10 protein-coding genes are annotated in these 14929 nt (G+C 69.9%); 6 read left to right on the top strand and 4 right to left on the bottom strand.

Features of this window, described 5'->3' with window-relative positions; genetic code table 11:
* The first annotated feature begins 115 nt into the window (after window positions 1-115).
* From rpsB to NOSIN_RS01295, 6 genes are all read left to right on the top strand, one after another.
* Window positions 116-1123 carry a 30S ribosomal protein S2 gene (rpsB, locus tag NOSIN_RS01270; RefSeq protein ID WP_077688974.1) on the top strand — a complete coding sequence of 336 codons (1008 nt, stop codon included), beginning with the start codon at window positions 116-118 and terminating at the stop codon, window positions 1121-1123.
* Window positions 1124-1243: 120 nt separating this feature from the next.
* A complete protein-coding gene (tsf, locus tag NOSIN_RS01275; RefSeq protein ID WP_077688975.1) occupies window positions 1244-2080 on the top strand; it encodes a translation elongation factor Ts in 837 nt (278 codons plus the stop codon).
* 180 nt (window positions 2081-2260) lie between these two features.
* Window positions 2261-2986 carry a UMP kinase gene (gene pyrH / locus NOSIN_RS01280; protein ID WP_216349820.1) on the top strand — a complete coding sequence of 242 codons (726 nt, stop codon included), beginning with the start codon at window positions 2261-2263 and terminating at the stop codon, window positions 2984-2986.
* Window positions 2987-3040: 54 nt separating this feature from the next.
* Window positions 3041-3598, top strand: a complete 558-nt coding sequence (gene frr, locus NOSIN_RS01285; RefSeq protein WP_077688977.1) for a ribosome recycling factor — start codon at window positions 3041-3043, stop codon at window positions 3596-3598.
* Between the two features lie 3 nt (window positions 3599-3601).
* Window positions 3602-4534: a phosphatidate cytidylyltransferase gene (locus tag NOSIN_RS01290; protein WP_077688978.1), complete on the top strand. Its 933-nt coding sequence runs from the start codon at window positions 3602-3604 to the stop codon at window positions 4532-4534.
* A gap of 114 nt (window positions 4535-4648) precedes the next feature.
* Window positions 4649-5830 carry a pyridoxal phosphate-dependent aminotransferase gene (locus NOSIN_RS01295; RefSeq protein ID WP_077688979.1) on the top strand — a complete coding sequence of 394 codons (1182 nt, stop codon included), beginning with the start codon at window positions 4649-4651 and terminating at the stop codon, window positions 5828-5830.
* Between the two features lie 325 nt (window positions 5831-6155).
* On the opposite strand, the gene glgB is transcribed toward NOSIN_RS01295, so the two are convergent.
* The 4 genes from glgB to NOSIN_RS01315 form a co-directional block, all read right to left on the bottom strand.
* A complete protein-coding gene (gene glgB / locus NOSIN_RS01300; protein WP_375539667.1) occupies window positions 6156-8705 on the bottom strand; it encodes a 1,4-alpha-glucan branching protein GlgB in 2550 nt (849 codons plus the stop codon).
* A gap of 91 nt (window positions 8706-8796) precedes the next feature.
* Complete coding sequence (locus NOSIN_RS01305) at window positions 8797-10188, bottom strand: maltokinase N-terminal cap-like domain-containing protein (RefSeq protein WP_077688980.1); 1392 nt, start codon at window positions 10186-10188, stop codon at window positions 8797-8799.
* Between the two features lies 1 nt (window position 10189).
* Window positions 10190-12235 (bottom strand): maltose alpha-D-glucosyltransferase, encoded by a 2046-nt coding sequence (treS, locus tag NOSIN_RS01310; protein WP_077688981.1) that lies wholly within the window; start codon window positions 12233-12235, stop codon window positions 10190-10192.
* Between the two features lie 109 nt (window positions 12236-12344).
* Complete coding sequence (locus NOSIN_RS01315) at window positions 12345-14315, bottom strand: alpha-1,4-glucan--maltose-1-phosphate maltosyltransferase (RefSeq protein ID WP_077688982.1); 1971 nt, start codon at window positions 14313-14315, stop codon at window positions 12345-12347.
* Window positions 14316-14929: the final 614 nt, after the last annotated feature.

The raw sequence follows: 14929 nt of genomic DNA on the forward strand, positions 1-14929 counted from the left end.
GCGAGGGACCGTACCTGCGGTCCGCACTCCTTCTCCGGTGTGCGGCGGTACGGCCGGGACGTCAGGCACAACCGAAGGCGGGAGTCACCTCCCGCCACCGCAAGGAGGACCAGTCATGGCCACAGTCGTGACAATTCGCCAGCTCCTGGAGAGCGGCGTCCACTTCGGGCACCAGACGCGTCGCTGGAACCCCAAGATGAAGCGCTTCATCTTCACCGAGCGCAACGGCATCTACATCATCGACCTCCAGAAGTCGCTGGCCTACATCGACCGCGCCTACGAGTTCGTCAAGCAGACGGTCGCCCACGGCGGCACCGTCCTGTTCGTCGGTACCAAGAAGCAGGCGCAGGAGGCCATCGACGAGCAGGCCCGCCGCGTCGGCATGCCCTTCGTGAACCAGCGCTGGCTGGGCGGCATGCTCACCAACTTCTCCACCGTCCACAAGCGGCTGCAGCGCCTCAAGGAGCTGGAGGAGATCGACTTCGACGACGTCGCCGGCTCCACGCTCACCAAGAAGGAGCTGCTCAACCTCCGCCGTGAGAAGGAGAAGCTGGAGCGCACCCTCGGCGGTATCCGCGACATGTCCCGCGTGCCCAGCGCGGTGTGGATCGTGGACACCAAGAAGGAGCACATCGCGATCAGCGAGGCTCGCAAGCTGAACATCCCGGTCGTGGCCATCCTGGACACCAACTGCGACCCGGACGAGGTCGACTACCCGATCCCGGGCAACGACGACGCCATCCGCAGTGTCAGCCTGCTGACCCGCGTGGTCGCCGACGCCGTCGCCGACGGCCTCATGGCCCGCTCCGGTGCCTCCGAGGGCGCCGGCGAGCAGAAGGCCGCCGAGGAGCCCCTGGCCGAGTGGGAGCGCGAGCTCCTGGAGGGCAAGGGCGAGGCCGGTACGGCCGAGGCCAAGCCCGAGGCCGCCGCCGAGACCGAGGCCGGTGCCGCCGAGGCCGCCGCCGAGCAGGTCCCCGCCGACGCCGCCGACGTCATCCCGACGTCCGAGGCCGCCGCCGAGGCCCCGTCCGAGGCCACCGCCGAGGAGTCCCCGGCCGACGCTCCCGCCCAGGCCCCCGAGGCCGGCGAGGCCCCGCAGACCACCGAGGCCTCCAAGGAGTAGTTCCGTGCTCCAGCGCACCGTCGCCGCCCCGCCGCTGTCGGCGGGGCGGCGACGGTGCGCGGCCGGACCCGCTCCACTTTTCGTACAGACTCTCCACTCCAAGGGAATCCGAGAACAGTCATGGCGAACTTCACCGCCGCGGACGTCAAGAAGCTGCGCGACACGACCGGCGCCGGCATGATGGCCTGCAAGAAGGCCCTGACCGAGGCCGACGGCGACCTCGACAAGGCCGTCGAGGCCCTGCGCGTCAAGGGCGCCAAGGACGTCGGCAAGCGCGCCGAGCGCACCGCCGCCCAGGGCATGGTCGTCCTCAAGCAGGAGTCCGAGGGCAAGGCCACCCTCGTCGAGCTGAACTGCGAGACCGACTTCGTCGCCAAGAACGAGCAGTTCATCGCGCTCGCGAACCAGGTCGCCGACTTCGTCGCCGCCCAGGAGGCCGACGACCTCGCCACCGTCGCCGCCGCCGAGATCGAGCCCGGCAAGAGCCTCCAGGCCTTCATCGAGGACAAGAGCGTCGTCATCGGGGAGAAGCTGGAGTTCCGCCGCTTCGCCAAGTTCGAGGGCGCCTACGTCGCCAGCTACCTGCACAAGTCCGACCCGGACCTGCCCCCCACCATGGGCGTCCTGGTCGAGCTGGACAAGGCCGACGAGGAGGTCGGCAAGGACCTCGCCCAGCAGATCGCCGCGCTGGCCCCGCAGTACGTCGGCAAGGACGACGTCCCCGCCGATGTCGTGGCGCACGAGCGCAGCATCGCCGAGCAGACCACCCGCGAGGAGGGCAAGCCCGAGCAGGCGATCCCCAAGATCGTGGAGGGTCGCCTCAACGGTTTCTTCAAGGACGTGACGCTGCTCGGCCAGCCGTTCGTCAAGGAGAACAAGAAGACGGTCCAGAAGGTCGTCGAGGAGGCCGGTGTGACCGTCAAGCGCTTCGTTCGCTTCAAGGTCGGCCAGGCCTGAGAGCTTTGAGATGATGGAGGTGCCGGGGAGACTGCTCCCCGGCACCTTCGGTGGATATGGGCGGGTTCGGGGCGTGCGTCATCCCGGCCCGCGACAGGAGGACTCGGGGGACCCTGTGCCACTCGGGGACGACAAGGGAGGCCACAGGCCGTGAACGAAGCAACGAGCACCCAACCCGCCATGCACGACTCCGGCTGGAAGCGTGTGATGCTCAAGCTCTCCGGAGAGGCGTTCGCGGGCGGGGGCGGTCTGGGCATCGACCCCGAGGTGGTCCAGTACGTGGCCGAGTCCATCGCGGAGGCGGTCTCCGAGGGCATCCAGGTCGCCGTGGTCGTCGGCGGCGGCAACATGTTCCGCGGCACCCAGCTCACCGAGGGCGGTATCGAGCGCGGCCGCGCCGACTACATGGGCATGCTCGGCACCGTCATCAACTGCCTCGCCCTGCAGGACTTCCTGGAGCGGCTCGGTGTGGACACCCGCGTGCAGACCGCGATCCACATGAGCCAGGTCGCCGAGGCCTACATCCCGCGCCGCGCCGTCCGCCACCTGGAGAAGGGCCGCGTGGTCATCTTCGGAGCGGGCCTGGGCGCGCCGTTCTTCTCCACCGACACCACCGCCGCCCAGCGTGCGCTGGAGATCGGCGCGCAGGCGGTGCTCAAGGGCACCCAGGTCGACGGGGTCTACGACTCCGACCCCCAGCGCAACCCCGACGCGGTCAAGTTCGACAAGCTCAACTACAACGAGGTCCTCACTCGCGGACTCAAGGTCATGGACGCCACCGCGGTCAGCCTGTGCATGGACAACGGGTTGCCCATCGTCGTGTTCGACCTGATGAGCCAGGGAAACATCCTGCGCGCGGTACGCGGTGAGAAGATCGGCACCATCGTCGGGCCGACCCCCGCCTGAACCGGCCCCCGCGACCACAGCAAGAACACCACAGTCCGAACCGGGAGCGCGCACATGATCGAAGAGACACTCCTCGAGGTCGAGGAGAAGATGGAGAAGGCCGTGATCGTCGCGAAGGAGGACTTCGCCACGATCCGCACCGGCCGTCCCTCTCCGGCGACCTTCAACAAGATCACCGTCGACTACTACGGTGCCCGGACGCCGATCAACCAGCTGGCCTCCTTCTCGGTCCCCGAACCGCGCATGATGGTCATCTCGCCGTTCGACGTCAGCGCCCGCACCGAGATCGTCAACGCCATCCGCAACAGCGACCTGGGTGTGAACCCCTCCGACGACGGCCAGGTCATCCGAGTGGTGTTCCCGGACCTGTCCGAGGAGCGCCGCAAGGAGTACATCAAGGTCGCGCGTACCAAGGCCGAGGACAGCAAGGTCTCGATCCGCAACGTCCGCCGCCGCGCCAAGGACACCTTCGAGAAGGCCGTCAAGGCCGGTGACATCGGCGAGGACGAGGCGCACCGCGCCCAGACCGAGTTGGACGAGCTGTCTCAGAAGTACGTCGCCTCCGTCGACGAACTGCTGAAGCACAAGGAATCGGAACTGCTCGAGGTTTAGTCGGTGACCCTTCCTTCCTCCAGCGGCTCCGAAGGCGATGACCACTCGCCCGAGCACAGACCCGGCGGCTCCGGGGACGACTCCGATCCGGCCGGTCAGCGCTTCGTGCTGCACAAGCCGGGGGGCGAGCCGGTGCGGACCGGCCGCAACCTCCCGGTGGCCATCGCCAGCGGGTGCGTCCTGGGCGCGCTCGTGTTCTTCTCCATCTTCCCGTGGCCCCAGCTGTTCACGATCATCACCTCGCTCGCGGTGCTGATCGGGCTGCGGGAGGTGAACCGGGCGTTCGCCGGAAAGGGCATGGGCCTGGCCGTGGTCCCTCTCGCGGCCGGCGGTGTGGCCATGCAGGTCGCCGCCTACTTCGGAGGGACCGAGTGGCTGGTGGGGGCGACCGCGCTGACCGCGATCCTCACCCTGGTGTGGCGGCTGCGCGGCGGCACGGAGGGGTTCGTGGCCGATGTCGCGGCGAACCTGTTCACCCTGGTGTACCTGCCGTTCCTGCTGGGGACGTGGCTGCTCCTCACCTCGCACCCCGAGGACGGCCAGTACCGCCTCATCACGTTCATCGTGGTGACGATCTCCAGTGACATCGGCGGCTACTTCGCCGGGATCCTGCTGGGACGGCACAAGATGGCGCCGGTGATCAGTCCCAACAAGACCTGGGAGGGCTTCGGCGGCTCCGTGGTGGGTTGCGCCGTGGCCGGCGCGCTGTGCGTGGTGCTGATGCTGGACGGGCCGTGGTGGGTCGGCGTGGTCCTCGGGCTGGCGACCGTGCTGGCCGCCACCGTCGGCGACCTCATCGAGTCGCTGTTCAAGCGCGACCTCGGGGTCAAGGACATGGGCCGGTTCATGCCGGGGCACGGCGGACTGATGGACCGCCTGGACTCGCTGCTGATCGCCGGTCCGGTGGCGTGGATGGTGCTCAGCCTGCTCCTGTAGGGAGGATGGCGGACCCGACGGGGCGGACCTTCGCGGTCCGCCCCTTTCGTGTCCGTGCGCGGGCGCCCCGGACGGGGATGGCCCGGGCGGCGGACGGGTGGATACGCTCGTCGGGTGGAAGAACCGCTGATCGAACGAATGCGTGTGTACGGAGAGACGATCTTCGCCGAGATGACCCGACTGGCGGTGGAGACCGGATCGGTCAACCTGGGGCAGGGCTTCCCCGACACCGACGGCCCGCGTTCCCTGCTGGAGGCCGCCTCGGGGCACATCCTGGAGGGGGTGAACCAGTATCCGCCGGGGCCCGGGCGGCCGGAGCTGCGGGAGGCGGTGAGCCGTTACCGGGCCCGCAACTACGGCATCGAGCTGGACCCGGAGACCGAGGTCTACGTCACCGTCGGCGCCACCGCCGGGATCGCCGCGGCGATGCTCGCCCTGGTGGAGCGCGGCGACGAGGTGATCGTCTTCGAGCCGATGTACGACTCCTACGCCGCCATGATCACCCTGGCGGGCGGTGTGCGCAGGTCGGTGACCCTGCGCCCGGACGCCGAGACCGGCCGCTTCGCATTCGACCCCGAGGAGCTGCGCGCGGCCGTGGGACCGCGTACCCGGATGGTCCTGGTGAACACGCCGCACAACCCCACGGGCACCGTGTTCACCGCCGACGAGCTGGAGGAGATCGCGCGGGTGTGCCGTGAGCACGACCTGATCGCGTTCACCGACGAGGTGTACGAGTTCCTCACCTTCGACGGCAGGCCGCACGTGCCGCTGGCCGCCCTGCCGGGGATGCGCGAGCGGACGCTGTCGGTGTCCTCGGTGGGCAAGATGTTCGCCGTGACCGGGTGGAAGACCGGTTGGGTGATGGGGCCTGCACCGCTGGTGGGCGCGGTGCGGACGGTGAACCAGTTCCTGACCTTCTCCGCCAACGGCGCGCTGCAACTGGCGACCGCCGAGGCCATCGACCACCAGGGGGAGTGGGTCGCCGCCCAGCGCGCCACGCTCCAGGACAAGCGGGACCGGCTGGCGGAGGGGCTGGCCGGCACCGGTTTCGACGTGAACGTGTGCGAGGGCACCTACTTCCTCATGGCCGACATCCGCCCGCTCGGCTACACGGACGGGGTGGAGGTGGCCCGTGCCCTGCCGAGGGAGGCGGGGGTGGCCGCGGTGCCCGCGCAGGTGTTCTACGACCACCAGGAGGAGGGCGCGCACCTGCTCCGGTTCGCGTTCTGCAAGAGGGACGAGGTGCTGGACGAGGCGATCGCCCGCCTCACCGGCTGGCACAAGCGCGAGGCGTAGACGCCGCCCCTTCCGAGGGCCCGGTGGGCCCCGGTCCGCCGCCGGACCGGGAGCCCTCCGACGGTCGCCTCGGTGGCGGAGGGCGCACAGGCGCGGCCGACAGGAAACGCCCGTGGGCCCCGGATCGCTCCGGGGCCCACGGGCGTTTGCGGGACCTGGGCCGTGTCTCCCCGAGGCTGCGCCGTACTTCGTGCACGGACGCCGAAGGCGCGGGAGTCCCCGGCCCCTACGGTGCGCCCGCTCCTACCTCACGGGCACACCTTCGGGACCTGCCAGGACCCCGTCGCCACCCCAGCGGCACAGGCCCGGGCCCGCCGAACAGGACCTAGCGCTCGGGTTCGAACCAGACCCCGCCGAGCGGCGGCAGGGTGACCTCCGCCGAGAACGGCTGGCCGTGCCACGGGGTGGCCTCGGCGTCCACGTGCGCGGGCGCCGGGTGGTCCGACCCGCCAAAGCGCGCCTCGTCGGTGTTGAGCACCGCGTTCCACCGGCCGCTGGAGGGCAGGCCCATCCGCCAGTTCGTGCGGGGCACCGGCGAGAAGTTCACCGCGCAGGCCAGCACCGATCCGCCGTCACCGTGGCGCAGGTACGACAGGGTGTTGCCCTCGCGGTCGCCGCCGTCCAGCCAGCGAAAGCCCGCCGGGTCGGTGTCCCGCGACCACAGCGCGGGCCGCGGCCGGTAGGCCTCGTTGAGCGCCCTCACCAGGCGCTGCACACCGGCGTGGTGGTCGAACTGAAGCAGCCACCACGGCACGCCCTCCTGGTGCGACCACTCGTCCCCCTGGGCGATCTCCCCGCCCATGAACAGCAGCTGCTTGCCCGGGTGCGACCACATGAAGGCCAGGAGCGCGCGCAGGGTCGCCGACCGCTGCCACTCGTCGCCGGGCGGCTTGTTGAACAGCGACTGCTTGCCGTGCACCACCTCGTCGTGGGACAGCGGCAGCACGTAGTTCTCGCTGTAGGCGTACACCATCGAGAACGTGACGTCGTCGTGGTGGTACTGCCGGTGGATCGGCTCCTTCTTGACGTACTCCAGGGTGTCGTGCATCCACCCCATGTTCCACTTGAACCCGAAGCCGAGCCCGCCGTGGTCCACCGGGGTGGTCACGCCCGTGTAGGCGGTGGACTCCTCGGCGATCATCGCCGCGTGCGGGTTGCGCCGGTAGACGACGGTGTTGAGGTCCTTGAGGAAGTCGATCGCCTCCAGGTTCTCCCTGCCGCCGAAGGCGTTGGGCTCCCAGGCGCCGGAGTCGCGCGAGTAGTCCAGGTAGATCATCGAGGCCACGGCGTCCACCCGCAGGCCGTCGATGTGGAACTCCTCCAGCCAGTACAGGGCGTTGGCGATGAGGAAGTTGCGCACCTCGGTCCGCCCGTAGTTGAAGATGAGCGTCCCCCAGTCGGGGTGCTCGCCCCGGCGGGGGTCGGGGTGCTCGTACAGCGCCGTCCCGTCGAAGCGGGCCAGCGCCCAGTCGTCCTTGGGGAAGTGCGCGGGCACCCAGTCCAGGAACACGCCGATCCCCGCCCGGTGCAGGGAGTCCACCAGGTGGCGGAACTCGTCCGGGGACCCGAACCGGGGCGTGGGCGCGTAGTAGGACGTCACCTGGTAGCCCCAGGACCCGTCGTAGGGGTGTCCCGCCACGGGCAGGAGCTCCACGTGCGTGAATCCCATGTCGCTCACGTACTCGACCAGCTGCTCGGCCAGTTCCGCGTACCCCAGGCCGGGCCGCCAGGAGCCCAGGTGCACCTCGTACACGCTCATCGGAGCACGGTGCTGCTCCACGCCCTTGCGTTCGGCCATCCACTCCTGGTCGCCCCAGGTGTGGGCGGAGGTGGTGACCACCGAGGCGGTCGCGGGCGGCATCTGCGTGCACCGCGCCATCGGGTCGGCCTTGTCCCGCCAGTGCCCGTCGGCGCCCAGGATCTGGAACTTGTACAGGGCGCCGTCGCCCACTCCGGGCAGGAACAGCTCCCACACGCCCGTGGCGCCCAGGCTGCGCATCGGGTGCCCGGTGCCGTTCCAGTAGTTGAAGTCGCCGATCAGCCGCACACCGCGCGCGTCCGGCGCCCACACGGCGAAGCCGGTCCCGGCGACCTCGCCCATCGCGGTGTCCTCGACCCGGGTGTGCGCGCCGAGGGCGTTCCACAGCTCCTCGTGGCGGCCCTCGCCGATCAGGTGCAGGTCCAGGTCGCCGAGGGTGGGGGCGAACCGGTACGGGTCCGCGGCCACGTGCTCGGGACCGTCGGCCTCGTAGCGTGCGGCGATCCGGTAGTCGGGCGCGGCGGTCAGCCTGCTCCTGGACACCTTGGCCGAGAACACGCCCCGGTGGAGGTGGTCCAGGCGCAGCCGGGAGCCGTCGGCCAGGACGGCGTGCACCTCCAGCGCACCCGGCCGCAGGGCCCGCACCACGGTGCCCCTGCCCTCGGTGTGCACGCCCAGCAGCGCGTGCGGGTCGTGGTGGTGGCCGTCCACCAACCGGTCCAGCTCGGCGATCAGTCCGGGGTCGGGCGCCGCCTTGCGCCTGGCCGCGGGCCTTGCCCTGGCCCCCGCGCCGGTACCGGCCTTGGCGGCCCCGGCCGCCGGAGCCTTCGCGGAGGCAGCCCTGCCCCCGTTCCCGGCCCTGCCCTTGGCGGCCGTCCTTCCCCTGGCCGCCGTCTTGGCGGGCTTCCCTGCGGGCGCGGCCTCATCGGCGGTCCCGGGTACGGCCTCCGCCTTCTCGACCGGGAACTCCTCCACGACCGGTATGCCGCCGTCGGCGGCTCCGGCCTCGGCGGCCTCGGTGACCGCGGGTTTCTTCGTGCTCTTCGTGTTCTTCGCGGTCGTCGCGTCCTTGGCGGTGCTGGCACGCGGACGCTGTTCGCTGCGCGGCGAGGTCAATACGGGCTCCGTGGTTCTCGTGGCGTACGGATCGGGGGTGGAAGGGTGGTCGTGGCGGCCGCCGCCCCCGTGGAAGACGGCCGCCGGCGGGTCATCCGGGAACGGGCGGCGCGGCGGCCGCGGTGGCGATGGACTCAAGCGGGACACGCAGCCAGTTGGGCCGGTTCCTGGCCTCGTACAGCACCTCGTACACGGCCTTGTCGAACTCGAAGGCCCGCAGGACCGTGAGGTGCTTCTCCGGATCGGCCCCGCCCCCGTCGGCGTATCCCCGGCAGAAGGCCTCCCGGTTGTGCCGGGCCCAGGACCGGGCCGCCCACTCCAGCCCGGCCTCGCCCGGGTGCCCGACCAGCAGGTACCCGGCCGCGTAGTCGAAGGAGCGGAGCATCCCGGCCACGTCCCGCAGCGGGCTGGACAGGCGCTGGCGGTCCCGTACCGGCACGGTGGGCTCGCCCTCGAAGTCCAGCACCACCCACCCGGGCGTGGTGCGGATCACCTGCCCCAGGTGGTAGTCGCCGTGGATGCGCTGTATCGGCAACGGCTCGTCCACCTCGGAGAAGTCGGCGTAGGCCTCCATCACCCGGGGCGCGTGCTCGGCCAGTTCGGGCACCTCGGCGCTGGCCATCGCCAGGCGCTCGACCATGGCGTCGGCCATCTCGGCCGCCCCCGCGGGCGTGAGCACGTCCGTGGGCAGGGCCCGCGCCAGCGACCGGTGCACCTCGGCGGTGGTACGGCCCAGTTGGGCGGCCTCTCCGGTGAACCCGGGCTCGTGCCCGCTCCCGGACCCCTCCAGCAGGGCGCGCACGTCGGCGGTGGCGAGCACCCATCCGTCCGTGGCCTGCGGGATGTAGGTCTGGAGCATGGCCAGCGTCGTGGGGGTGGAGTGTCCGGCCAGGTCGGCCTCGATCCACCCGCACGGCCGGGCCACGTACGGCGACCCGGACAGCGCCATGTTCAGCTCCAGGTCCGGGTTGGTGCCGGGCCAGAGTCTGCGGAAGGTCTTGAGGACGTAGTCCTCGCCGTAGACCAGCGACGTGTTGGACTGCTCGCCGGTGAGTATCCGCCCGGTCGACCCGACGCGGATACGGCCGCCCGGCAGGGTCCGGAAGCGCACCCTGCCCGAGGGTTCCGCCCCGGTGGGCGCGGTGAACCGTTCGAGCAGCAGCCCGGTCAGCTGTGCGTCGTGGGCCGCGTCGTAGATCACCTTGGGTCTGCCGCCCGACACCTGGCACACGCCGATGGCGACGCGGGCCAGGTCGGGTGGCAGGGAGCGCGGCGGCCGTGAGCCCAGGAGCAGTTGGTAGCGGGAGCTGAGGCCCCGCTGTCCGGCCTGGATGACGAGGACGTGCAGGTCCGGGCCCTCGGGACCGGCCGACACCAGGGTGTGCCTGCTCTCGACCCGGATCTGCCGGATGGGGATTCCCTTGCCGGAGAACCAGCGCTGCCGGGGCAGCCAGACTGCCAGGAGTTCTTCGAGTTGGGACATGTCAGAGCGGCCCGTTTCCCTTCTCGCCACCACCCCGGTCCGTGCGCTCGGCGATCGGGCCTGAGGGGCCCGCGGCGCGCGTCGGCGTCCCGGAGGAGGAACCGGGCGCGCTGTCGCCGAACGTGGAGACGAACCCGGCCGGAATGCTGGACGTCGTGCTGACTGGATGGTCGGATCCGTGCGGCCGGGATGGGGCCGCACGCCCCGTGGAGGTGTCGAGGGCGTGCACGCGGACCCCGGCGGCGGGCAGGCCGTAGGACGGCATGCCGTCCCGGCTCCCGTGCGCGGGCTCCGGCTCGACGGCCGTGGGCAACTGGAACCAGTAGAAGCCGTGTCCGGGCAGGGTGAGCAGGTAGGGCAGCTCACCGACCTCGGGGAAGCGCACACCCCCCACGCACTCCACCGGGCTGACCCCGGCGTACCGGGACAGGTCCAGCTCCACGGGCTGCGGGTACCTCGACAGGTTGTTGACGCAGAGCATGCGGTCGTCGCCGTGCTCGCGGATGAACGCCAACACGCTCGGGTTGGAGGCGTTGAGTTCGGTGAAAGCGCCCGTGCCGAACACCGGGTGGCGCTTGCGGATACGGATCATGCGCCGCGTCCAGTGCAGCAGCGAACCGGGGTTGTCGCGCTGGGCCTCCACGTTGAGCGCCTGGTAGCCGTAGACCGGGTCCATGATCAGCGGCAGGTACAGGCGGGCGGGGTCGCCCGTGGAGAACCCGGCGTTGCGGTCCGAGTTCCACTGCATGGGCGTGCGCACGGCGTCGCGGTCGCCGAGCCAGATGTTGTCGCCCATGCCGATCTCGTCGCCGTAGTAGAGGACGGGCGATCCCGGCAGCGACAGCAGCAGGGCGGTGAACAGCTCGATCTGGTCGCGGTCGTTGTCCAGCAGGGGCGCGAGCCGCCTGCGGATCCCCACGTTGGCGCGCATGCGGGGTTCCTTGGCGTACTCGGAGTACATGTAGTCGCGTTCCTCGTCGGTGACCATCTCCAGGGTCAGCTCGTCGTGGTTGCGCAGGAAGATCGCCCACTGGCAGTTGCGCGGGATCGGCGGCGTCTGGGCGAGGATCTCCGAGATCGGGAAGCGCTGCTCCTGCCGTACCGCCATGAACATGCGCGGCATCAGCGGGAAGTGGAAGTTCATGTGGCACTCGTCGCCGCCGGACTCGAAGTCGCCGAAGTAGTCGACGACGTCGGACGGCCACTGGTTGGCCTCACTCAGCAGCACGCGGTCGGGGTAGAGCCGGTCCACCTCGGCGCGCACGCGTTTGAGGAACTCGTGCGTCTCCTTGAGGTTCTCGCAGTTGGTGCCCTCGCGCTCGTACAGGTAGGGCACGGCGTCCAGGCGGAAACCGTCGATGCCCAGGTCCAACCAGTAGCGCAGGACCTCCAGGAGCGCCTCCTGGACCGCGGGGTTCTCGAAGTTGAGGTCGGGCTGGTGGGAGAAGAACCGGTGCCAGTAGTACTGGCCGCGGACCTCGTCGTAGGACCAGTTGGACTTCTCGGTGTCGACGAAGATGATGCGCGCCTCGTCATAGCGGTCGTCGGTGTCCGACCACACGTAGAAGTCGCCGTAGGGCCCGTCGGGGTCCTCCCGCGAGGCCTTGAACCACGGGTGCTGGTCGCTGGTGTGGTTCATGACCAGGTCGGTGATGACGCGGATACCGCGCCGGTGCGCCTCGTCCAGGAGTTCCACGAAGTCGGCGGTGCGTCCGAACTCCGGGAGGATCTTGAAGTAGTCCGAGATGTCGTATCCGCCGTCGCGCAGAGGGGATTCGTACATCGGCAGCAGCCATACGCAGTCGATCCCGAGCCACTGGAGGTAGTCCAGCTTCTGCACCAGCCCGGCGAGGTCACCGGTGCCGTCGCCGTTGGAGTCGAAGAAACCCCGGGCGAGTACCTCGTAGAAGACGGCGTGCTTGTACCAGTGGGGATCACTGGTACCACCGGAGGACATGAGCGGGCCGGTGGCGGCCCCGGTGGCTGGGGCGAGCGGACCGTGTTCGGCGTGACCGTGTCCGCCGGGGCCGGGCTCGTCTTTGCTCATCTACTGCTCCCCACCAAGAATGTTCGACTCGGATCAACAGGCGTTTCGGACATGGGAGGGGCTCCGGCGGAGGTGCGCCGCCGGAACCCCGTGCCCGGTCCGAGGTCCGCTATCTGCCGTTGACGGTGAACACGTGCGCGGGACCGGTCGCGGGGTCGAGCCGGACGTAGTTGTCCGTGCCCCAGGTGTAGGAACGGCCGGTCAGCTCGTCGGTCACCCTGAGCTCCTCCTCTCGCGCGTGGCCGATGGACGGCAGATCCAGGTGCACCGTCGCCTCGCGGGCGTGGTGCGGGTCGAGGTTGACGACGGCGATCACGGTGTCGTCGGGATCATCGGGCCCGTCGCCGGGCCGGTGCTTGGAGAAGCAGAGCAGCTCGGGCCGGTCCACGTGGTGGAAGCGCAGGTTGCGCAGCTCCCGCAGGGCCGGGTGCTCGCGGCGCAGCCGGTTGAGCAGCGTGATGAGTCCGGTGAGGGTCTCTCCGGAGGCCTCGGCGGCGGCCCAGTCGCGCGGCCGGTACTGGTACTTCTCCGAGTGGAGGTACTCCTCGCTGCCCGGCGCGGCCGGGGTGTTCTCGCACAGTTCGAAGCCGGAGTAGATGCCCCAGGTGGGGGAGAGCAGCGCCGCCAGCACCGCGCGCGCCTCGAAGGCGGGGCGGCCGCCGTGCTGGAGGTAGGCGTGCAGGATGTCCGGGGTGTTGGTGAAGAGGTTGGGGCGGAGGTAGTGGGCGCTCTCCCGGCTCAGTTCGGTGAGGTAGTCGGTCAGCTCCTCCTTGCTGTTGCGCCAGGTGAAGTAGGTGTAGGACTGGTGGAATCCGACCTTGGCCAGGGTGCGCATCATGGCGGGGCGGGTGAAGGCCTCGGCCAGGAACAGCACGTCCGGGTGCCTGCGGTCGACGTCGGCGAGCAGCCTCTCCCAGAACGCGACCGGCTTGGTGTGCGGGTTGTCGACGCGGAAGATCCGCACACCGTGGCCGATCCAGTGCTCGACCACGCGCAGGACCTCCGCGTACAGGCCCTCGAAGTCGTTGTCGAAGTTCAGCGGGTAGATGTCCTGGTACTTCTTGGGCGGGTTCTCGGCGTAGGCGACGGAGCCGTCGGCCCGGGTGGTGAACCACTCGGGGTGCTCGGCGACCCACGGGTGGTCGGGCGAGCACTGGAGGGCCAGGTCCAGGGCGATCTCCAGGCCGTGCTCGTGGGCCTCGGCGACGAAGGAGTCGAAGTCGGCGAGGGTGCCGAGGTCGGGGTGGACGGCGTCGTGGCCCCCGTCGGCCGACCCGATGGCCCACACCGATCCGGGCTCGCCGGGGCCGGCGGTCAGGGCGTTGTCGGCGCCCTTGCGGTGGCTGGTGCCGACCGGGTGGACGGGCGGCAGGTAGACCACGTCGAAGCCCATGTCGGCGATGGCGGGCAGGCGCTTGGCGGCGGTGGCGAAGGTGCCCGAGCGCTCCTGGCCGGGGGCGGTACCGGTCTGGGCACCCTCCGAGCGGGGGAAGAACTCGTACCAGGAGCCGAACAGCGCGCGCTCGCGGTGGACGACCACGCGGGTACGCCGGGACCTGGTGACCAGTTCGCGGAGGGGAGCCCGTTCCATCTCGTCGAGGACCCGCGGGGTGAGCGCCGCGGCGAGGCGCTCCATCGGGGGCCGCGAGGGGTCGCGCAGGACCTCGGCGGCCCTGGTGAGCACGGGTTTGCGGGGAACACGGCGACCGGCGCGCGCGAGCAGCCGGGCGCCCTCCTCCAGGACGAGGCCGGTGTCCTGGTCCAGGGGGAGCTTGACCCGGGCGGTGCGGTGCCAGGTGGCGAAGGGGTCGGTCCACGACTCGATCGCGAACGACCACCCTCCCTCGGAGGGGAGGCTGATCTCGGCCTCGTACCGGTCGGTGCCGGGCGCGCGCTCGCGCATGGGGACGAGGCTTTCGCGGCGTCCCCGGGACGAGTAGACGACGACGCCCGCGGCGAGGGAGTCGTGGCCCTCGCGGATCACCGTGGCTCCCACGGTGAAACGTTCTCCGGGGACGGCTTTCACCGGGCCTAGGTCGTTGTCTGGAGAGATGTCGAGTATGGGCAGGCGTCCGATCACTGGCTACACCGTAATTGTCATGATTTGGGCGTTATGGAAGCGTGCCGATTTTCGGCAGGCGGAAATAACCGGGGACTAATCCAAGGCGAGGTGGAGTCAACGAAGTGTCCGGAACTGAAACTGTCCGGATTACGGCTTCGGTGCTCTCCGCTGTCTATCGTCTGCCCTCTTGCGGGGTTTGGCGGAGTGGCCGGGCCGAATAATTTGTGTGATCCTCATCACACTTGCCGTGTGTGCTAAGAGTGAGTATTTTCCGGGTTTCACCTGGGTAAACCTCTCAAAGCGGTCATAAGGCCACACCTGATTCAGGGGTCTCTGTGGTTGTTTTCCGCTGGGTTATGGGGAAATGCCGAAAAACTGATCGGTCATGTTGGGCGGTGTGGAGCGGTGGGTAGGGATGTCCGAATGCACCTCCGGAGCGCGTGGCCGTATTCCGGACACCCGGGCGCGGCCGAATGGCCGTCGGCGCGGTGCTCGCCCCGGTGCGGGCCGTCCCCGGTCGGCGAATCCCTCCGGAAAACGCTCTCCTCTCTCGGTGCCGGGCTTGTGCTGCGTCTGCTTTGTGACTGTTGATGAAACATGTTCGTTCTGAGGTCCTTTGCTGGTGATTGGGG

It is taken from the genome of Nocardiopsis sinuspersici, from assembly GCF_001998325.1.
Taxonomy (GTDB): domain Bacteria; phylum Actinomycetota; class Actinomycetes; order Streptosporangiales; family Streptosporangiaceae; genus Nocardiopsis; species Nocardiopsis sinuspersici.